Source organism: Sagittula sp. NFXS13 (genome assembly GCF_040148795.1).
In the GTDB taxonomy this organism is placed as follows: domain Bacteria; phylum Pseudomonadota; class Alphaproteobacteria; order Rhodobacterales; family Rhodobacteraceae; genus Sagittula; species Sagittula marina.
Genome location: NZ_JAGEMH010000005.1, coordinates 81,870 through 101,748, shown reverse-complemented (window position 1 = coordinate 101,748; position 19,879 = coordinate 81,870). Strand labels below are relative to the sequence as shown.

At 64.4% G+C, this 19,879-nt stretch carries 17 protein-coding genes; 9 read left to right on the top strand and 8 right to left on the bottom strand.

Going from position 1 to position 19,879, the window contains the following annotated elements; genetic code table 11:
* Positions 1-134: 134 nt before the first annotated feature.
* From J4E08_RS12625 to J4E08_RS12615, 3 genes are all read right to left on the bottom strand, one after another.
* Positions 135-1,784 carry a flavin monoamine oxidase family protein gene (locus tag J4E08_RS12625; RefSeq protein WP_349538802.1) on the bottom strand — a complete coding sequence of 550 codons (1,650 nt, stop codon included), beginning with the start codon at positions 1,782-1,784 and terminating at the stop codon, positions 135-137.
* 63 nt (positions 1,785-1,847) lie between these two features.
* Positions 1,848-2,624 carry a carbon-nitrogen hydrolase family protein gene (locus J4E08_RS12620; RefSeq protein ID WP_349538801.1) on the bottom strand — a complete coding sequence of 259 codons (777 nt, stop codon included), beginning with the start codon at positions 2,622-2,624 and terminating at the stop codon, positions 1,848-1,850.
* A 386-nt stretch (positions 2,625-3,010) separates the two neighbouring features.
* Complete coding sequence (locus J4E08_RS12615; RefSeq protein ID WP_349538800.1) at positions 3,011-3,607, bottom strand: TetR/AcrR family transcriptional regulator; 597 nt, start codon at positions 3,605-3,607, stop codon at positions 3,011-3,013.
* A 101-nt stretch (positions 3,608-3,708) separates the two neighbouring features.
* Between J4E08_RS12615 and J4E08_RS12610 the strand changes: the two genes are divergently transcribed.
* The gene (locus tag J4E08_RS12610) at positions 3,709-4,893 is read left to right on the top strand and encodes an MFS transporter (RefSeq protein ID WP_349538799.1); all 1,185 of its coding nucleotides are present in this window, start codon (positions 3,709-3,711) and stop codon (positions 4,891-4,893) included.
* 19 nt (positions 4,894-4,912) lie between these two features.
* Here J4E08_RS12610 and J4E08_RS12605 read toward each other — a convergent pair whose 3' ends face one another.
* On the bottom strand, positions 4,913-6,259 hold the full coding sequence (locus tag J4E08_RS12605) for a Y-family DNA polymerase (RefSeq protein WP_349538798.1): 1,347 nt from the start codon (positions 6,257-6,259) through the stop codon (positions 4,913-4,915).
* 222 nt (positions 6,260-6,481) lie between these two features.
* On the opposite strand from J4E08_RS12605, the gene J4E08_RS12600 reads away from it, so the two are divergent.
* The 4 genes from J4E08_RS12600 (at position 6,482) to fba (ending at position 9,819) form a co-directional block, all read left to right on the top strand.
* Positions 6,482-7,246 carry a triose-phosphate isomerase gene (locus tag J4E08_RS12600; protein ID WP_349538797.1) on the top strand — a complete coding sequence of 255 codons (765 nt, stop codon included), beginning with the start codon at positions 6,482-6,484 and terminating at the stop codon, positions 7,244-7,246.
* 29 nt (positions 7,247-7,275) lie between these two features.
* Positions 7,276-7,740 (top strand): D-erythrulose-4-phosphate isomerase, encoded by a 465-nt coding sequence (derI, locus tag J4E08_RS12595; protein ID WP_349538796.1) that lies wholly within the window; start codon positions 7,276-7,278, stop codon positions 7,738-7,740.
* Between the two features lie 66 nt (positions 7,741-7,806).
* Complete coding sequence (locus J4E08_RS12590) at positions 7,807-8,784, top strand: class 1 fructose-bisphosphatase (RefSeq protein ID WP_349538795.1); 978 nt, start codon at positions 7,807-7,809, stop codon at positions 8,782-8,784.
* The gene (gene fba, locus J4E08_RS12585; RefSeq protein ID WP_349538794.1) at positions 8,785-9,819 is read left to right on the top strand and encodes a class II fructose-bisphosphate aldolase; all 1,035 of its coding nucleotides are present in this window, start codon (positions 8,785-8,787) and stop codon (positions 9,817-9,819) included.
* A gap of 185 nt (positions 9,820-10,004) precedes the next feature.
* Here fba and J4E08_RS12580 read toward each other — a convergent pair whose 3' ends face one another.
* The 4 genes from J4E08_RS12580 to J4E08_RS12565 form a co-directional block, all read right to left on the bottom strand.
* Positions 10,005-10,949 carry a D-ribose ABC transporter substrate-binding protein gene (locus J4E08_RS12580; protein WP_183968130.1) on the bottom strand — a complete coding sequence of 315 codons (945 nt, stop codon included), beginning with the start codon at positions 10,947-10,949 and terminating at the stop codon, positions 10,005-10,007.
* A gap of 129 nt (positions 10,950-11,078) precedes the next feature.
* Positions 11,079-12,107 carry an ABC transporter permease gene (locus J4E08_RS12575; protein WP_183968128.1) on the bottom strand — a complete coding sequence of 343 codons (1,029 nt, stop codon included), beginning with the start codon at positions 12,105-12,107 and terminating at the stop codon, positions 11,079-11,081.
* A gap of 13 nt (positions 12,108-12,120) precedes the next feature.
* Entirely contained in the window at positions 12,121-13,668 is a 1,548-nt protein-coding gene (locus J4E08_RS12570) for a sugar ABC transporter ATP-binding protein (protein WP_349538793.1), read from the bottom strand.
* Positions 13,665-14,306, bottom strand: coding sequence for a DUF2291 family protein (locus tag J4E08_RS12565; protein ID WP_183968123.1), 642 nt, complete (start codon positions 14,304-14,306; stop codon positions 13,665-13,667). Before J4E08_RS12565 ends, J4E08_RS12570 begins: the two co-directional genes overlap by 4 nt.
* 465 nt (positions 14,307-14,771) lie before the next feature.
* On the opposite strand from J4E08_RS12565, the gene J4E08_RS12560 reads away from it, so the two are divergent.
* From J4E08_RS12560 to J4E08_RS12545, 4 genes are all read left to right on the top strand, one after another.
* The gene (locus tag J4E08_RS12560; RefSeq protein ID WP_349538792.1) at positions 14,772-16,421 is read left to right on the top strand and encodes an FGGY-family carbohydrate kinase; all 1,650 of its coding nucleotides are present in this window, start codon (positions 14,772-14,774) and stop codon (positions 16,419-16,421) included.
* Position 16,422: 1 nt separating this feature from the next.
* On the top strand, positions 16,423-17,928 hold the full coding sequence (locus tag J4E08_RS12555; protein WP_349538791.1) for a glycerol-3-phosphate dehydrogenase: 1,506 nt from the start codon (positions 16,423-16,425) through the stop codon (positions 17,926-17,928).
* Positions 17,928-18,860: a sugar phosphate isomerase/epimerase family protein gene (locus J4E08_RS12550; RefSeq protein ID WP_349538790.1), complete on the top strand. Its 933-nt coding sequence runs from the start codon at positions 17,928-17,930 to the stop codon at positions 18,858-18,860. Before J4E08_RS12555 ends, J4E08_RS12550 begins: the two co-directional genes overlap by 1 nt.
* 78 nt (positions 18,861-18,938) lie before the next feature.
* Positions 18,939-19,874: a sugar-binding transcriptional regulator gene (locus tag J4E08_RS12545; protein ID WP_183968115.1), complete on the top strand. Its 936-nt coding sequence runs from the start codon at positions 18,939-18,941 to the stop codon at positions 19,872-19,874.
* The last annotated feature ends 5 nt before the right edge of the window (positions 19,875-19,879 follow it).

Sequence of the window (19,879 nt, the reverse complement as noted above, 5' to 3'; positions counted from 1 at the left end):
GGCACGCCTTGTCGACGCTTTCCCTGTTGTTTTGGCACTTCACAGTCGGGGTTTGGCAGATCGGCGCCTCCCGCGACATATGAAACGTGTCGACCACCATGACATGACAGGATGCGAGATCAACCCGGTGCAATCTAATCGGGCAGCCTGACGGGCGCGCGTTCGGGATACAGATCGCCCGGACCGGGGTTTTGCGCGGACGTCTGGCCGCCGAAATGAGTCATTATGCCCCAAACCGCGTTCAAACCGGTCTGAACCGCCCCCTCGACCCAGGCGGGGGTCCAGCTGACCCCGTCGCCCGCCAGAAAAAGCCCCTTTTCCTGATCCGGCAGGGCGTCTTGCATGAAATGCCCGTAAATGCGGCGGTTGTACCGATAGTGTCCGGGCAAAGCGCCCTTGAAGGCCCCGAGGAAGTTCTCGTCGGCCTCCCAGCTGACGCAGATCGGCGCGCCCCGAATGTGCCGTGCGATATCGACGCCGGGGTAGATATTGGCCAGCGCCTTCAGCGCCAGATCGACACGCTTTTCATCCGACAGCGGCAGGACCTTCAGCGCATCGGTCATCCACGAATAACTCAGGCAGATGACGCTGGGCTGATCCGGCCCGTTGTCAAAGAAATAGGTGCCCCGCGTGTGGCGGTCGGTCAGCGTCATGGACATGAGAGGACGCCCCGTGGCCGGGTCGATGTCGTTCCAGAAGGGGCGGTCCACCATGACGAATGTCTTCGCCGACTGCATGTAGCGCGTGCGGTCGAGCGCCATCCAGATCTTCTGCGCGAACAGCGCCTCTTCGACGTCGATAGCGGTGGTCAGCAAGTGGGTCTGACAGGTGGCCAGCACGGCGGCATAGCTGTCCTCGTTGCCCCACTGGTCGCTGACACGGATCATGTCGCCCGCGCGGCTGAGCGCGGTTGCGCGGCTGCGCGTCGCCCCACCGTTGAGCTGCGCCAGCGTGGTGCCCTCGGGCCAATGGGCGCAATCGGGGGCGGTGTGCCACAGCTTGTGCAGCATCTGTTCGACGCCGCCAACGACGTAGCGCTGCTCATCATCCAGTCCCAGCAGGTTGACGCGCAGGATTTCCAGCATGGAATTCGGAAAGTCGCTGTCCCAGCCGCCAGTGCCAAAGCCCACCTGGCCAAAGACTTCACGATGCTGGAAATCGAGCTTTTGGAAGGCATCGGAATGGGCGACGAAATCATAAAAGGTCCGTTCATCCCAGTCCGCCACCAGCGGATCCCAGATCGACTTGATCGCGGCGATATCCTTGGCCTTGATCGCGGCCTGCAATTCGGGAAAGGCCGCCTGATTGGCGAGCGCCTCGTCGTAGGCGGCGGCGATGTCGCGGTAGAGCGGGGGCAGATCCTGCAATGTTCGTGCGAAATGCGTCTCCCCCTCCAGGTCGATCACGGTCGATCCCGACGCGGGCGTCAGCGGGTTGGGAAAGGGCCGCGTCTCGCATCCTGTCAGGTCGAGGTAATGGTAAAACCCCTTGGACGACACCGGGAACCGCATTCCGCCCAGTTCCGCGATGACGCCATTGGTGCCTTCAAACGGCTTGGAGCGCAGCCGCCCCCCGAACCGCGCGGATTCGTAGAACACCGGGCGCAGGCCCATTTTCATCAGCTCGAAGCCGGCAATCACCCCGGCCGCCCCCGCGCCGATGATCGCCACAGGTTCGCCAAGCGCATCCTTCGGGATCGTGCCCGTCCCGGCGGGATGGGTGATCCACTCCTCGTAGGAAAAGGGAAAATCCGGCCCAAAGGCAGTCAGCGGCGCATTGGTCATGGTCGGTGTCCTCGTTCTGCGGCGCGCGTCTGGCCGCGCGATCTCCGTGATGTGTGTGAAGGGTCAGCCGCGCTGCATCTCGTCAAGGTCCTGCGCCTGTATCGACAGCACATCTTGCGGATAGTCCCCGATCTGCGGCAGCTCGCCGATCAGCAAGGCAGGGGCCTGCCCGGCGGCCATGATCGTCTCGCCATCCGGCCCGGCCAGCAAGGATCGCCCCGAATACGTCATACCGTTTTCCGTGCCGCAAAAGTTTGCATATGCCACAAAGGCGCGGTTTTCATTGGCGCGGGCGGGCAGCAGGATGCGCTGCACATGCTCGAACCCGGCGGGGTTGGCGGTGGGCACCAGCATCACCTCTGCCCCACTGCGGGCCAGATCACGGGCAAGCTCGGGAAACTCGATCTCGTAGCAAATCAGCAGACCAAAGCGGCGACCGCGATAGTCGAACCGACACGGCGCGCCCGTCCCCCGTGCAAAGCCCGCCCGCTCCATATCGCCGAACAACATGCATTTGCGGTGATGCGCGAGCACCGCGCCCTCTGCGCTGACGGCGGTGGCGACGTTATACAACGTGTCGCCGTCACGCTCGACCCAGCCTGTCACCACCCCGCATCCCGATGCGGACGCCATGCGCGCCAGATCGGAGCACATCTCATCAAAGCTGCGGGCCTCTCGGTCATGGGTTTCCGGGCAATTGTATCCGGGCAGCATCAGCTCTGGCGCATGCAGCAGGTCACAGCCCGCTTTCCCGGCGGCGGTCAGCGCCTCTGTCAGGCGGGCTTCTGCGGCGCTCCGGTCACCACCAGCTGCGGGACATTGCAATATGGCGAGCCTCATGCGCGCCGCGCTTTGGCTTGGGGTGTCGTGACCATCGGGTCTGTCCTCTCTGCTGGCGGCATTGTGGTGACGTGTTCGTGGCGCCATCACCCGCATACCATAAACCATGCAGATCGGCAGCGGCGCCAGCAGGAACGTCGCGACACCCGGTCCGCTTCACGCTCTGCGGGCGACCACGCGCTCCCGTTCAGGAACAGATCGTCCGGTCGCATGGAAAAGCAGCGTTCAAGGCTCAGCCCACACCGAGGCGTCGCAACTCGCCACCAATTTGCCGCCTGCACAGCGTTTTCCGTCAGGTTCCGGCGCGAAAGCCAAGCAGTCTCACCTGACACCGAGCACGCCGCTCACGAAAACACCGCTCCTCTGCGCGCATGATCCCGCCGGGATCACGACGCGACGCGCAGCCCGGCGATCAGGGTATGCAGGACATCGCGCAGCCGGGTCTCGACCTCATCTGACGGCGTGTCCAGGTCATCGAGCACCAACCGGGGGTGGTTGAAGCCGTACAGCGCCGATTGCACCAGCCGCGCGGCATGTGTGGGGTCTTTGATGTCGGGGATGGCCTGAACGATCAGCACGGCGATCTGGTCGCGCCAAAGCATCTTGTGCCTTTGAACCACGTCGCGCATCCGATCCGACGCGTGGCAATAGGCCTCGTACAATTCCGGGTCCCGCACCGCAGCTTCGCGTTTCAGCCGCAGCCGCTGGATCAGCCAGTTTTCCAGGCGTTCCTCAGGCGTTCCCCGACCAGACACAGCCGCGCGCAGATCCTCTTGCGACACATCGAGCCAATGGCCGACAACCGCGTCCAAAAGATCGGCCTTGCCAGAAAAATGGGCATAGAGCGCGGCATGGCTCACATCCAGTTCCGCGGCCACATCCGTGACCCGCAACTTGGCGTAGCCGACAGTTTTGATGCGATGGATGGCCGCCTCGATTGCACGACGTCTAAGCTCTTTCGGGGCGAGACCTGTGCGCGGCATCGTTTCGACCTTCTCCGTCCTGCTTGAAGCTTGTATGTGATTTTCTTACAAGTTACATACTTTGTAAATTGTAATCTCCTCTCTCACTGCAGGTGTCTCTTATGGGGTCTCTTCTCAAGGACCGTCGCGCGGTCGCGTTGCTATTGGCGGCGACACTGACAGTCATGTCCAATGCGATCATCAGCCCCGGACTGCCGGGTATCGGGGAATACTTTGCCGCGACGCCCAACGCCGATCTTCTGACGCGCCTTCTGATCACCGCGCCCTCGCTGACGGTGGCCCTCATCGCACCCTTCGCGGGGTTGCTGGTGGACCGCGTTGGCCGCAAAAAGATGCTGATGATCGGCAGCGGCCTGTTCGGCGTGGCGGGCAGCGCGGGCCTGTGGGCCCCGTCGTTGGAAGTCCTGCTGGCGACACGGCTGCTGCTGGGCATGGGCGTTGCGATGCTGATGACCGCCATGACGGCACTGGTGGCACAGTATTTCCGCGGACCAGAGCGCGGCAGGTTCATGGGCCTGCAAATGACCTTCATCAACTTCGGCGGGCTGGTCTTTATCGCGGTGGCGGGGTTTCTGGCGAACCATTCGTCCTTTTACCCCTTCGCGCTCTATCTGGTGGGGCTGATCTATCTTCCGATCCTGTACCTGTGTCTGGACGAGCCCAACAGCCAGTCCGACACCGACGGCACCCATCCGTCCGACGCGGGACAGGACGGCTGGCCGATGGTGCTCGGCCTCGGCCTGCTGCTGATGGTGTTGTCGTTTTCGACCTTCTACATTCTGCCGACGCAAATCGCCTTCTATCTGGCAGAGCTGGGCCATACTGATCCCAGCACCGCTGCCCTGATGATGGTCTGCGTGACCTTTGCTGCCGGCACCATTGCCATGGTCTACCCGAAACTGCGTCGGGCGCTTGGCCGCGGTGGCGTGCTTGGTGCGGGCTTCGTATTGCTGGCAACAGGCTTTTTCGCGTTGGGCTACGTGGAAATGGTGCCGCTGATTGCGTTGGCCTCGCTGCTGGTGGGCATGGGGCCGGGGCTGATCGTACCGACGCTGTTCAACTCGACGCTGGATGCGGTGCCGATGCGCCATCACGGCGTGGCGTCCGGGGCGCTGACCTTCAGCCTCTTCATCGGGCAGTTCATTTCTCCGATCCTGTCGCAGCCGTTGATCAAGGCAGGCGGATACCACATGGCCTTCATGGTCTTTGCCGCGGCCGCGCTTGTGGGCGCCATCTTGGCGATCGTGGTTTTCCGGGAGCGCAGAACGGGCTTTGCCTGCGCCTGAACGAAACACGGACCCGCGTTCAATATGACAGAAAGCGGGTCTGTTCATCAGCAACTGGCATTTCGCTGAAATCCTCCTCATCCGGGATTCGACCAAACGCGATTTTCGCACCGATGTAGCCGCCGGGCATATCCTCCTGCAGCCCGTAGGAAATCGCTTTCGCGCCGTGCGACCGGCGCAGATCATCCAGCAGCTCGCTGACCTTTTCCCACTTCGCACGGGTGGCATCGTTTTCGCCCGCGCCGTGCGGATCGACCGACCCGCCAAAAAGATCCCCCGTCAGTTCCGCCTCGTCCTTCAATCCATGGATCACCACGCTGACGGAACGTGGCGCAAATCGCGCCGATTGCCCCGCCTGCGCCAGCCCCTCGGCCAAAGCGCGCAAAAAGGTCCGATCATCGCGGGCGGGCGGAAAGACGCCTTCCCAGCTCCAGCCGCCATCCCGCGCGCCCCGTCCGCGCGGCCCCTCACCGCTCAAAGACACGGTCAGCCGCGTGGCGCGCCCGCCTTCGCGGCGCAACCGGCGCGCCGCGCTCAGGGTCAGTTGCCGCGCGCAGGCGGCCACCCGGTCGGGGGTGCGCCAGCCTTGCGGCAGGTTCCTGCTGTGGCCAAACATGCTCTTTTTGGTCGCGGGCCGCTCCGAATGGTAGCCGTGCAACCCGTTCCAGAACCGCTCCCCTTCCACGTTGCCCCAGATTGCGCGCGCCTGTTTGGGCGCAAGCGACCAGAGCGCGGTGAAATCCGCAACGCCCGCCGCCGCCAGCCGGGCCTCTATCCCCTTCGAGATGCCGGGCAGATCGGTGATCTCCATATCGGCCAGCTTGTCCGGCAAATCGGTGCTGTGGATCAGCGCGAACCCGTCCGGCTTGTTCATCTCTGCGCCGATCTTGGCCAAAAGCTCCGTCGGCGCCATGCCGATGGAACAGGTCAACTGCGGGCTGAAGGCCTCCGCCAGCGCCCTCTTGATCGTCGCGGCCAGGGCTGCGCCTTGCTCCGCCTCTTCGGGCAACAGATTGCAGACCAGCTCGTCGATGGACCGGACCTTCCCGACGGGCAGGATCGCATCAACGACCGTCAGGATGCGCTTGTGCAGCCGCACATAGACATCGTGGCGCGCGATGACAAAAATCATGTCGGGGATGACCTGTCGCGCGGCCTTGATCGAGAACCCGGATTTTACCCCGCACGCCTTCGCTTCGCGGCTGACAGCGATGCAACTGGTGTTCGGGGAATCCAGCGGCACGACGCCCAAGGGCTTGCCCCTGAGCGACGGATTGAAATGCTGCTCGGCGGACGCAAAGAAGCTGTCGAAGTCAAGATACAGGCGCTCAATTCCGCGCGCGTCTCCGTCAGTCTCTGCGATCACAGCGGTTCTCCACTCGCGGCCTGTCTTCGGGATGGTAGACCGTACGCCCCCGGATGCCCGCTTTTCGAACACAACGTAAGTGGCCGCATGGAGCGATCCAACACCTGCGTTGCCTCCTGAGCGATGTGACCCTGCGCCAGTGAACGTTTGTAACACTTATTGTGTTGCTTTGTGATATATTGATGGTATTTCTTGTTCCAAGAAGCGGGAGGATACGCAGCCATGACTCAGATTCGCGTCGGCACCAGCTGGAAAATGAACAAAACACTGGCCGAGGCCCGTGATTGGGCAGACGGCCTGGCGCAGGCCGATCTCGACCCTCGCATCCAGTCCTTTGTCATCCCGCCCTTCACCGCCGTGCGCGAGGTGGCCACCATGCTCGCCTCCAGCCCGGCCAAGGTCGGCGCCCAGAACATGCATTGGGCCGACGCAGGCGCCTGGACCGGCGAAGTCTCTGCGCCGATGCTGGTGGACTGCGGCCTCGATATCGTCGAGCTCGGCCACTCCGAACGGCGCGCGCATTTCGGCGAAACCAATGAAACCGTCGGTCTCAAGGTCGAATCCACCGTGCGCCACGGCCTTATCCCCTTGATCTGCATCGGTGAAACGCTGGACGACCGCGAAGCAGGCAGCGCCACCGAGGTGCTGGAGCACGAAGTCCGCAGCGCCCTTGGCAAACTCTCGGGCGACCAGAAAGACGCGGAAATCTGGCTTGCCTATGAACCCGTCTGGGCCATTGGCGAAAACGGCATTCCCGCGACCTCGGACTATGCCGACGCCCGGCAGGCAGAGATCATCGCCACCGCCGAGGACATTCTCGGGCGTCGCGTACCCTGCCTGTATGGCGGCTCGGTCAACCCCGAAAATTGCGCCGAACTCATCGCCTGCGCCCATATCGACGGCCTCTTTATCGGTCGCTCCGCATGGGATATCGCAGGCTATCTCGACATCCTGTCCCGCGTCTCCGCGACGCTGGACAAAATGTGATAAATCACAAACTTTCGGAGGAACGCCACATGAAGATCGCAGTGGCCGGCGACAGCGCCGGCGAACCCCTCGCAAAAGCCCTCGCAGACCACCTGTCGCAGAACGCCAACTACCAGGTGACAGACGCCTCCCGCGTCGGGGCGGAGCTGGACGATTACTACGCCAACCTCAGCGACCGCGTCTGCGCGGGCCTGCTTGACGGCACCTATGACAAGGCCATCCTGTGCTGCGGCACCGGGATCGGCGTCTGCCTGAGCGCCAACAAGGTGCCCGGCATCCGTGCGGCGCAGACCCACGACACCTATTCCGCGGGCAAGGCAGCCACCTCCAACAACGCGCAGGTCATCACCATGGGCGCGCGCGTGGTCGGCGTCGAACTGGCCAAGGACATCGCCGATGCATTCCTTGGCGCGTCCTTTGACCCGGAGGGCAAATCTGCCAACAACGTGCGCGCCATCGACGCGCTCGATGCGAAATATCACGTCTCCTCTTAAAACGCGTGATATCCGGCGGCGCGGCGGATCCTCCTCTTTCCCGCCGCGCCACCAACGGAGCTTCCCATGCTGACCCTGCCCAACGACGCCCTGAGCCATGCGCCGATCCTGCCCGCCTGCCTGCCAGAGGACGGCACCGGCCGGATCATCAACGCCCTGGCCCACGCCCTGCCCGCCATCGCAGCACGGCTCGCGGCGGGCAAACTGCCGGGCGACCCGGCCGCCCTTGTGGGCACCAACGACAGCGGCGATGCGCAAAAGGCGCTGGACGTCGGCGCGCACGATCACATCCTCGCCGAGATGCGCGGCTGTGGGGTGAAGCACTTTCTCTCCGAAGAGGCCGAAGCGGTCGAAACGATTGATCCCAACGGCGCCTATGACATCGCCATCGACCCGATTGACGGCTCCGGCTCCATCGGGATCGGCGCGCCTTTGGGGATGCTGTTCGTGATCTACCCCACCGGCCCGGCGGATTTCGCCCGGCCTGGATCGGAGGCCATCGCCGCGGGCTACGCATCCTTCGGCCATTCGCTCGACTTTGGCTACACGCTTGGCCCCATTCCAAACGGCGGCATCCAGATTTTCACCTTCGACGGGCAGGACTTCCGCCAGGCAGCCCGCGACGTGATGCTGAAGCCCACCGCCTCCACCCTTGCCTACAACGCCTCCAACGAACGCCACTGGCCCGAGGGGCTGCAGGCCTGGGCGCGCGATCTGCGGCTGGGCACCGACGGGCCGCGCGGGCGCGATTTCAACATGCGCTGGCTTGCCGCCGCGGTGGGGGAATTGCATCGCATCATCCTGACGGGCGGCGCGTTTCTGTACCCCGCTGATCGTCGCAAAGGCTACGAAAATGGCCGCCTGCGCCTCGCCTACGAGGCTGTTCCCATCGCCTTTCTCATGGAAGCCGCTGGCGGCAAAGCCACCGATGGCACCCGCCGCATCCTCGACCTGATCCCCGCCGACCCGCATGCCAATGTCGCCCTGATCTTTGGCGCGGCGGATGAGGTCGACACCATCGCCCGATACCTACAGGAGACCTGAATGGCCCGTATCACCCTGCGCCAGTTGCTCGACCACGCCGCCGAGCATGGCTACGCCGTGCCCGCCTTCAACATCTCCAACATGGAAATGGGGCTCGCCATCATGACCGCCGCGCGCGAGGCCAATGCGCCGGTGATCCTGGCGGCCTCGCGCGGCGCACGCAGCTACGCGGGGGACAGGCTGCTGGCGCGGCTGATCGACGGGCTGGTGGAAACCTTCCCGGAGGTGCCCGTCTGCATGCACCTCGACCACGGCAACGACCTGCCCACCTGCGCCACGGCAATCCAGCACGGGTTCACCTCCGTGATGATGGATGGCTCCTTGCAGGCCGATGGCAGCACCCCCGCCGACTACGACTACAACATGAACATCACCCGGCGCGTGACGGAGATGGCCCATGCCTGTGGCGTCTCCGTCGAGGGGGAGCTGGGCGTGCTCGGCTCACTGGAAACCGGAATGGGCGATCAGGAGGACGGCCACGGCGCCACCGAAAAGCTGTCCGACGCGCAGCTTCTGACCGACCCCGCCGAGGCCGAGCAATTCGTCAAGGACACCGGCGTCGATGCGCTGGCCGTCGCCATGGGCACCAGCCACGGCGCGTATAAATTCACCCGCAAGCCGGACGGCGACATCCTCGCCATGACCGTCATCGAAGAGATCAACCGCCGTCTGCCCAACACCCATCTGGTGATGCACGGCTCCTCCTCGGTGCCAGAGGATCTGCAACAGATCATCAACAGTTACGGCGGCGACATTCGCCCCACCTGGGGCGTTCCGGTCGAAGAAATCCAGCGCGGCATCCGTTCCGGCGTGCGCAAGGTGAACATCGACACCGACAATCGCATGGCCATGACGGCTGGTGTGCGTCGCGTGCTGTCCGAAAACCCCGGCGAGTTCGATCCCCGCAAGTATCTCAAAGAAGGCCTGTCCTTGATGAAAGACCTCTGCCGCGCCCGGTTCGAGGCCTTCGGCACCGCGGGCCATGCGAACAAGATCACGCCGCTGCCACTGGATGCTATGGCCCGGCGTTACTGACGCGGGCTGGCGGCCGCCGGTCGGGCACCATTCGCCCGAACTCCCGCCGCTCACCATCCTCTCAACGGCACCCGCTTGACCGGTAGCGCGCGGTTTTGAGACCTCACGACACGCCGGCAAACCAAACCACGCGCGACGAAAAAGGGGGCCAGACGGCCCCCTTTCCCATAGCATTTCAGAAAGTCTTACTGCTCCAGCGTGAAGGCCGCCGTGTAGTTGTCGACGTTGGATTCATCGATCAGCATGCAGTCGAACAGCTGCTTTTCTTCAGCCACTTTCAGCTCGCCGGTGGTGATGAAGTGATCCGCCTGACGCACCGCGTCCTCGGCAAACACAGCAACCGGCTGAAGCACGGTGTAGGTCAGCTCGCCCGCCTTGATCGCGTCCACTGAATCAGGGGAGCCGTCAAAGCCGCCAACGACCATGCCGTCCATCTTGCCCGCTTCCTTCAGCGCCGCAATCGCGCCGAGCGCCATCTCGTCGTTGCCAGAGATCACGCCCTTAATGTCGGGGTTCGCCTGAAGCATGGACTGCATCTTGGTGTAGCCCTGCGTGCGGTCCCAGTTGGCCACTTCCTGCGCTTTCTTCTCCAGATCGGGATACTGCGACAGCACGGTTTCAAAGCCGTTGGACCGGGTCTGCGCATTGTTGTCGGACGGTGCGCCGAACAGCTCGACAAAGGAGCCTTCGCCGCCGATTGCATCGACCCATGCCATCGCGCCAAGCGCCGCGCCTTGGGCGTTGTTGGACACCAGCTGTGCCTTGGCCAGGCCGCTTTCGTTGATCTCGGCGTTCACGATGAAGACCGGGATGCCCGCCTCAACCGCCTTCTTGACCGCACCGACAGAGCCGTCAGCATTCGCCGGGTCAAGGATGATCGCCTTGGCCTGGTTGGTGATCGCGGTGTCGACCAGCGTAGATTCCGCGTTGGTGTCGCCCTTGTGCGCCGCGACGTTGGCCTCGTAGCCCAGCTCTTCGGCGGTGGCCTTCGCCACTTCGCCTTCGGTAAACCAGTAGGGGTTCGCCGGGTCGTTCACGATGATCGAGATCAGGCCATCCGCCCAGGCAGAGCCCGCCATCAGCGGCAGGGTGGCGACGGCAGCAAGCAGAGCGCGTTTCGTGAGTTTCATGGATAGTTCCTCCCTTTAAGTGTTGGTTGCCCGGTGCCCCGGGCGGTCTTTCCTTGCCCGTCTTCCGGGCAACCTTTCCTTGTCCGCGAGCCTTTACGGCCCGCGATGCAAGCGAAATTCCTGAATAGATCAGCGCTTCTTGCCGCCGTACTGGAGGCTGTTGAGCAACACGGCGAGCACGATCACCGCACCGGTGAACACCGTCTGCCAATAGGCCGACACGCCGATGATCACGAGGCCGTCGGACAAAAAGCCGATGACAAAGGCACCCAGCATGGTGCCGCGCACCGTGCCCCGGCCGCCGGTCAGCGCCGCGCCCCCGATCACCACCGCCGCGATGGCCGTCAGCTCATAGGTGGTGCCAGCGGTCGGCCCGGCAGAGGTCAGCTGCGAGGACAGCACCAGCCCGGCAATCGCCGCACACATGCCCGACAGAACGTAGACACTGATCTGCACCATCTTCGTCGGTACGCCGGACAGCTCCGCCGCCCGCTCGTTCCCGCCCGACGCATAAAGCCAGCGACCGAACGCCGTGCGCGCCAGGGTCACCCCAACCACCACGGCCACCACCGCCAGCACGATCACCCCAATCGGCACCCCGCCGATACGGTTGAAGCCCAGCCAGTCAAAGCCCGTGTTTCCCAGCGCCTCGGATCCCGAAAGGTTGTTGAATGTCAGACCGTTGGTCATCAGCAGCGCCACACCGCGCGCCACGTACAGCATCCCCAGCGTCGCAACGAACGCCGGCACGCGAAAGAACGCGATCAGCACGCCGTTGATCGCCCCGACAAACGCCCCAAGGCACAGCGTCAGAACGACCACCGCCCAGACCGGCGGGTACAGGATCACGCCCGCCGCAGGGATTTCCACCCCTTGCATCAACGCGCCCGCAACCACCCCCGACAGACCCAGGGTAGAGCCGACCGACAGGTCGATGCCGCCGTTCAGGATCACCAGCAGCATCCCGATGGCCAGAAGGCCAAAGATCGCGACGTGGCTCGACATGATCAGGAAGTTGCCGACCGAGAAATAGACCGGCGACAGGATGGAAAACACGATGATGATCGCCACAAGGGCAAAGAACGCGCGGCCTTCCAACAGGATCTTGCCAATGTTCATTCCGCCCGACCCCGTGCTTGTAGATGTGATGTCCGCCATGACGGCCCCTCCCTTAATGGTGCACGGCTTCGCCAGAGGCGGCCATGATGTCTTCTTTTGAAACGGTGTGGTCGAACTCCGCCGAAATCCGGCCCCGGCGCATGACGATGATGCGATGCGCGACGGACAGGCACTCGCCCACCTCCGAAGTCGTGTAGACCACGGCCAGACCACGCTCCTGGGCGGTCTTGGCCAGCAGCTTGAACACCTCTGCCTTGGCGCCGACGTCGATGCCGCGCGACGGCTCGTCGAGCAGGATCACGTCCGGCTGCGTTGCCAGCATCTTGCCGATAACGACCTTTTGCTGGTTGCCGCCCGACAGCGACCCGATCATCGCGTCCCCGCCGTCGGTTTTCACGGTGACTTCCTTGATCGAGGTGTCGATGACCGTCTGCTCATCCCCGCGCGAGGTGAACAGACCGCGCGTGAACGCCCCGATGGAGGCCAGCGACAGGTTCTGCCCCACGCTCATGGTCTGGACCAACCCGTCGCGCTGACGGTCCTCGGGCACCAGCACCAGCCCGGCCTCGATCCGCTGCGCGATGCTCAGCCGGGACACGTCCGCGCCCATCAGCCTTACCGCGCCCGACGACGCTTTCAGGCGTCCCGCCACGCATTCCATCAGCTCCGTGCGGCCCGCGCCCATCAGCCCGTAGATGCAGACGATCTCCCCCGCTTTCACCGACAGATCCAGATGATCCACCGCGTTCCCCTGCCCCGACCGATCGGGCACACACAGATCGTCAATCACCAACGCGGGCGCGCCCATCTCGGACTCCGGCGGCGACCCAAGGTCAAAGTTCTCGCCAACCATGTTGCGCACAATCCATTCCAGATTGATCTCGGACCGGGGGGCGTTGGCCGTCATCATGCCATCGCGCAGCACCACCGCGTGATGCGTCACGGTCAGCGCCTCCTCCAGATGATGCGAGATATAGACGATGCTCACGCCCTTGGCGGTCAGGTCGCGAATGACCTTGAACAGCACCTCCACCTCGGAGGCAGACAGGGCCGAGGTCGGCTCGTCCATGATCAGGATGCGCGAATTGGCCTGAAGCGCCCGCGCGATCTCGACGATCTGCTGCTGGCCCAGACGCAGATCCTCGACCGGGGTCAGCGGGTCGATGTCCTCTTCCAGCTCTGCCATCAGCTCGCGGGTGATGCGCGACTCCTCGGCAAAATTCACGCCGGTCGCGGTGCGGATTTCCCGCCCCATAAAGATATTGTCGCGCACGTTCAGGTTCGGAGCGAGCGCCAGTTCCTGGTGGATGATGGAAATCCCCTGCGCCAGCGCATCGGTGGCGCTGCTGAACACCACAGGCTTGCCATCAAGGATGATTTCCCCATGCGTCGGCGTCACGATGCCGGACAGGATCTTCATCAAAGTGGATTTGCCCGCGCCGTTTTCGCCAAACAGGGTCGTGACCTGCCCGCGATGGATGTCAAAGTTCACACCCTTCAGCGCCTGCACCGCGCCGTAGTGTTTGGCCACGTCGCGGGCGGACATGACCACCTCGCCAATGCTCCCCGTGGCGGGCTGGAGGCTGCCCTGCACCGTCATTGCACCGACACCTCGACCGGCGTGACCAGCCACATCTTGGGGTTCAGCAGTTTGAAAACGCCGGTCACCTCGATGGTCTTGCCCGGCAGGCTGTCCCGGTCGATCCCGTCCAGCACAGCCGCCTTCATCGCGCGGTTGATGCCGCTGCCCGCGTCCTGATATTCGATCTGGTTCTTGAACTGGCCAAAGGCGATATCGCCCGGCGCATCGCGCAGATCCGTGCCGTTGACCGCCGGGCCGGTCTGCACGCGAATGCGCACGCCCTCCGCCTCGGGCACGGCCACGTCATAGACGCCGCCCTTGCCTTCACCAACCACGCCGGAAAACGTCACCGGGATCACCGGCATCATCCCGCCAGAGCCATATTGCTCCCCTGCGGCGGACTTGTCCTGGGCTATGGCGGCGACCAGCGTGCCGGCCTCCACCGCGTTCTCGGTCACGAACGAGCGCACGCGGGGGAATGTCTCGGCACCAAAGGCATCGGGCGAAAACCCGTCGGCGCGCGCATCCTGCTCGGACCCGATGCGCACAACAGTGGTGTCCAGCGCCATCGCGGCCAGCACCGCCACAGCCACGCCGCCGATGAGCATGGACCGCTTCGAGACGCGCGGTCTCTTGATGATCTCTGTCGCCGTCATGTTCCCTCCCTCGCGTCCAAAAGGCCGCTGCGTTGTCTGACTAAGAGGGGGATGCCACCGCCGCTAAACGGTGCTGAACGACCGTGCAGATGCCGGACCGGTGCCGCTATCATCCGTCGAGGGCCGACTTTCGCCGGCGCCTCTCCCTCCCTTGATTCGTACCCCGGAACATGTGTCACGGGCCTGTCTTGAGATCAAAAAACCCATGTCAGGCTTGGGGTTATCCTCCGAACGCCCCGTGCCGGTCTTCGATCCGTTAAGCCCACCTTAGCTGAAATATTTTTCGTGTGAAGAAAAAAATTACACTGGACGTGGCCAGATCCTCCGATATGCTTTTGGCGACCGGCACGGGTTCACGCCCGTCGTCGACCCCGTGGCTGGAGGAGCTTCGGGCACAGGATAAGGGAGGACGTCGCATGGCTTTTTGCCCCTGCGCTGCCTGGTATGCCCCCGGAGGGGGCCGACATGGCTGATCGCGACATCATCATCGGAATCGACGCCGGAACCTCGGTGATCAAGGCTGTGGCCTTCACGCTGAGCGGCACCCAACTGGGCACCAGCGCGGTGCTCAACAGCTATGACACTGCCCCCGACGGCGCGGCGACACAGGACATGGCCCGCACCTGGGCGGACTGCGCCCGCGCCTTGCGGGGCCTGCAGGACAAGGTCGATGACCTGTCTGCACGGGTCGCGGCGCTCGCCGTGACCGGCCAGGGCGACGGCACCTGGCTGGTGGGGGCGGACAATCGCCCCGTGACCGATGCGTGGCTCTGGCTCGATGCCCGCGCCGCCCGCACAACCACCGACCTTGCCGCGAAACCGCAAAACGCCGCGCGCTTTGCCGCCACGGGCACCGCGCTGAACACCTGCCAGATGGGCGCGCAAATGGCGCATATGGACCAGCACTGCCCCGATCTGCTCGACCGTGCCGAGGCCGCCCTGCATTGCAAGGACTGGCTCTATCTCAACCTCACCGGGGAACGCGCCACCGACCCTTCGGAAGCCAGCTTTACCTTCGGTGATTTCCGCACCCGTCAGTACGACGACGACGTGATTGCCGCGCTTGGCCTGACCCACCGCCGCGCCCTGCTGCCGCAGATCATCGACGGCACCCGCATCACGCACCCGCTGTCTGCCAAAGCCGCCGGGGAAACCGGCCTGCCCGAAGGCACGCCGGTCAGCCTTGGCTACGTGGACATGGTGATGACCGCACTCGGCGCAGGGGTCCATACCGGCGACGCGGGAACCGCTTGCTCCACCATCGGATCGACCGGCGTGCACATGCGCGCCGTGACCTCCGACGACGTGCATCTGACAGACGGCGCACAAAGCGGCTACGTCATCTGCCTGCCGGCCCCGAACATGGTCACGCAGGTCCAGACCAACATGGCCGCAACGCTCAACATCGACTGGGCGCTGCGCATGGCCGCCGACCTGATGAGCGAGACCGGCCACCCGCACGACTACGCCGACCTCGTGGGCCGCATCGACGGCTGGATGGGCCGCTCCACCCCCGGCGCGCTGCTCTATCAACCATATGTCTCCGAGGCAGGGGAACGCGGCCCCATGGTCAATCCGAACGCCCGCGCGGGCTTTATCGGGCTGGCCGCACATCACCGCTTTGCCGATCTGATGCGCGGCGTGGTCGAGGGGCTGGGTATGGCCGCCCGCGATTGCTACGCCGCCATGAACGCCGGCTCGGGGGGCGACATGCCCTCGGAACTGCGCATCACCGGCGGGGCCGCGCGCTCCCCCGCTCTGCGCGCCGTGCTGGCCGCCTGCGTCGAAGCCCCTGTGCGCGTCTCCACCCGCGAAGAAGCCGGGGCCGCAGGCTGCGCCATGATGGCCGCCGTCGCCATTGGCGCCTACCCCGACATGGACGCCTGCATCGCCGAATGGGTGACGCCCCTGCTGGGCGAGGCAGAGCAGCCCGACCCGCTGCTGACCGAAACCTACGCCGGATTGTATCCCGCCTATGCCGCCGCGCGGGACGCGCTGACACCGGTCTGGGATCAGCTCGCCGAGCATCGCCGTGCCAGCCACGAGCGCCAGCTTGAAACCAATGAACGTTCGCTTGACGCCGGTCCCGTGACCGCGTCCACGAAAGGATCCTGACATGACCCAAGAGGTAGACCTGTTCGTCATCGGCGGCGGCATCAATGGCGCCGGCGTGGCCCGAGACGCCGCCGGGCGCGGCCTGTCCGTCGTGCTGTGTGAAAAGGACGATCTGGCGGAGGGCACCTCCTCGCGCTCCGGAAAGCTGGTGCATGGCGGGCTGCGCTATCTGGAATATTACGAATTCCGGCTGGTGCGCGAGGCGCTGATCGAACGCGAAGTGCTGATGAACGCCGCGCCTCATATCATCTGGCCGCTGCGCTTTGTTCTGCCGCACAGCCCGCAGGACCGTCCCGCGTGGCTCGTGCGCCTTGGCCTGTTCCTCTATGACAACCTCGGCGGCCGCAAAAAGCTGCCCGGCACGCGCACGCTGAACCTGCATCGCGACCCCGAAGGCGCGCCCATCCTCGACCAGTACAAGCGCGGCTTTGAATACTCTGATTGCTGGGTAGACGATGCCCGCCTCGTGATCCTCAACGCGCTGGACGCAAAGGCCAAGGGCGCGACCATCCTGACCCGCTCCCCCGCTGTCACCGCGCGCCGCGAGGATGGCAAATGGCACGTCACCACGCAGAACACCCTGACCGGGGAAAAGCGCGACTTCCTCGCCAAATGCCTCGTGAACGCCGCCGGACCTTGGGTGACGGATGTACTGACCCGCGTGGCCGGGGCCAATTCCACCCGCAACGTGCGGTTGGTCAAAGGCTCGCACATCATCGTCCCGAAGTTCTGGGAAGGGCCGCACAGCTATCTGGTGCAAAACCACGACAAGCGCGTCATCTTCATCAACGCGTACGAGGGCGACAAGGCGCTGATCGGCACCACAGACATCGCCTACGAGGGCCGCGCCGAGGATGTGACCATCGACGACACGGAGGTCAGCTACCTGCTCGACTGCGTGAACCGCTATTTCAAGGAAAAGCTCCGCCCCGAGGACATTCTCGAAACCTTCTCCGGTGTGCGCCCGCTGTTCGACGATGGGCAGGGCAACCCCTCCGCGGTGACGCGCGATTACGTTTTCGACCTCGATGAGACCGCTGGCGCGCCGTTGCTGAACATCTTTGGCGGCAAGATCACCACCTTCCGCGAACTGGCGGAACGCGGCATGCACCAGCTGCACAGGATCTTTCCCAAGATGGGCAAGGACTGGACCGAAACCGCCCCCCTGCCCGGCGGCGACATGCCGGATGCCGACTTCGACGCCTTCCGCGAAACGCTCAAGGCCGACTACCCATGGCTCAGCCGCGAGATGCGCGAATATTACGGGCGGCGCTATGGCACGCTGACCCGCGACATCATCGGCACGGCGACCTCCATCGACGGCCTGGGGCAGCATTTCGGCGCCTGCCTCTACGAGGCAGAAGTCACCTATCTCGTTGAAAACGAATGGGCCCAGACGCCGGAGGACGTGATCTGGCGGCGCACCAAGAACCGCCTCGACATGACCGATGCGGAAATTGCACGCTTCACCCAATGGTTCAACGACGCCCATGCGGAGGCCGCCTGATGCCCCTGACGCTGAGCCTCAACACCAACCCGCTGGTGAACCGTTTTGCCGATCCCGACGACCTGATCGACACCGTGGCGCGCGACCTGAAGATCCGGGACCTGCAACTGACGCATGAGTTCATCAACCCCAGCTGGCCCGCCCCGGTGATCCGTCGGCTGACCCGCCAGATGGGCGCGGCCCTTGACCGGACGGGCGTCCGCGTGACCTCCGGCATGACCGGGCCATACGGGCGGTTGAACCACTTCGGCCACCCGGACCGCGATGTGCGCCGCTACTACATAGACTGGTTCAAGACCTTCGCAGACATCACCGCCGACCTTGGCGGCACCTCCGTCGGCACGCAGTTCGCCATCCTCACCTACCGTGAACAGGATGATCCGTCGCGCCGGGAAGAGATGATAAAGATCGCCATGGACTGTTGGGCCGAGGTCGCCGAACACGGCAAATCCGCCGGCCTCGATTACGTCTTCTGGGAACCCATGAGCATCGCCCGCGAATTTGGCGAAACCATCGCGGAATGCTTGGCGCTCCAAGGCCGGCTGACGGCTGCGAACATGGCGATCCCCATGTGGATGATGGCCGACATCGACCACGGTGATGTCACCAGCACGGACCCCGACGATTACGACCCCTACGCCTGGGCGCGCGCCGTGCCAAAGGTCTCCCCCATCATTCACATCAAGCAAAGCCTGATGGACAAGGGCGGCCACCGCCCCTTCACCGCCGCCTTCAACGCCAAGGGCAAGATCCAGCCAGACCCGCTTCTGGCCGCCTTTGCCGCGGGCGGCGCGCAGGACAACGAGATCTGCCTCGAACTCAGCTTCAAGGAACGCGAACCCAACGACCGCGAGGTGATCCCCCAGATCGCCGAATCCATCGCCTTCTGGGCGCCGCACATCGACACGGGTGTCCAGCACCTGAACATCTAAAATCTTGGCGGGGCTTTCCACCGGCACGCCCTGCCCCTACCCTGCCCCACCGGTAGAGTTCAGGACCACACAGCGCCCATGACCGAAGATGAGAAAAGCCTCGCCATCCGCGCCGCATGGCTGCACTACATCGGCGGGCTGACGCAGGCCAAGGTGGCGAAACGGCTCGGCCTGCCCTCGGTCAAGACGCACCGCCTGATTGCCCGCGCCGTGGCCGATGGCAACGTCAAGGTCTCCATCGAGGGCGACATCGTCGAATGCGTCGCGCTGGAGGCCGCGCTCTATGAACGCTACGATCTGAAACTCTGCGAAGTGGCCCCCGACGTCGGCGAAGAAGGGCTGCCCCTGCGCACCCTCGCCCTGGCCGGGGCCGCCTACCTCAGGCGCCAGTTCGAAACCGCCGAGCATACCATCATCGGTCTGGGCCACGGGCGCACCCTCGCCGAAGCCACCCGCGCCCTGCCGCGCATGGACGCCACCGGGCTGCACTTCGTCTCGCTGCTGGGGGGGCTGACCCGCAACTTTGCCGCCAACCCGCATGACGTCATGCACCGTATCTCGGAAAAAACCGGCGCGCGCGCCTATGTCATGCCGGTGCCCTTCTTTGCCAACACTCCCCAGGACCGCGAAGTCCTGCTGAACCAGCGCGGCGTGGACGAAGTGTTCCGCATGGCCCAATCCGCCACGCTCAAGGTCGTCGGCATCGGCACGGTGGACGCCGACGCCCAGCTTGTCACCAGCCGCATGATAGAGCCGTCCGAGATCGAGCAGATCGCCCGCGCCGGGGCGCAGGGTGAAATGCTGGGGGATTTCTTTGACGCCGACGGCCATGTCGTGGAAACCACGCTTTCCGCCAGAACGCTTGCCGTGGGCTACGATCCCGCGCGCGAAGAGGATATCGTCGCCATCGCGGGCGGGCCGGAAAAGGTCGCGGCGATCCGCTCTGTCCTGCGGTCGGGCCGCGTGGCCGGGCTGATCACCGACGAGCTGACAGCGCGCGCCCTTCTCGACTGAGGATA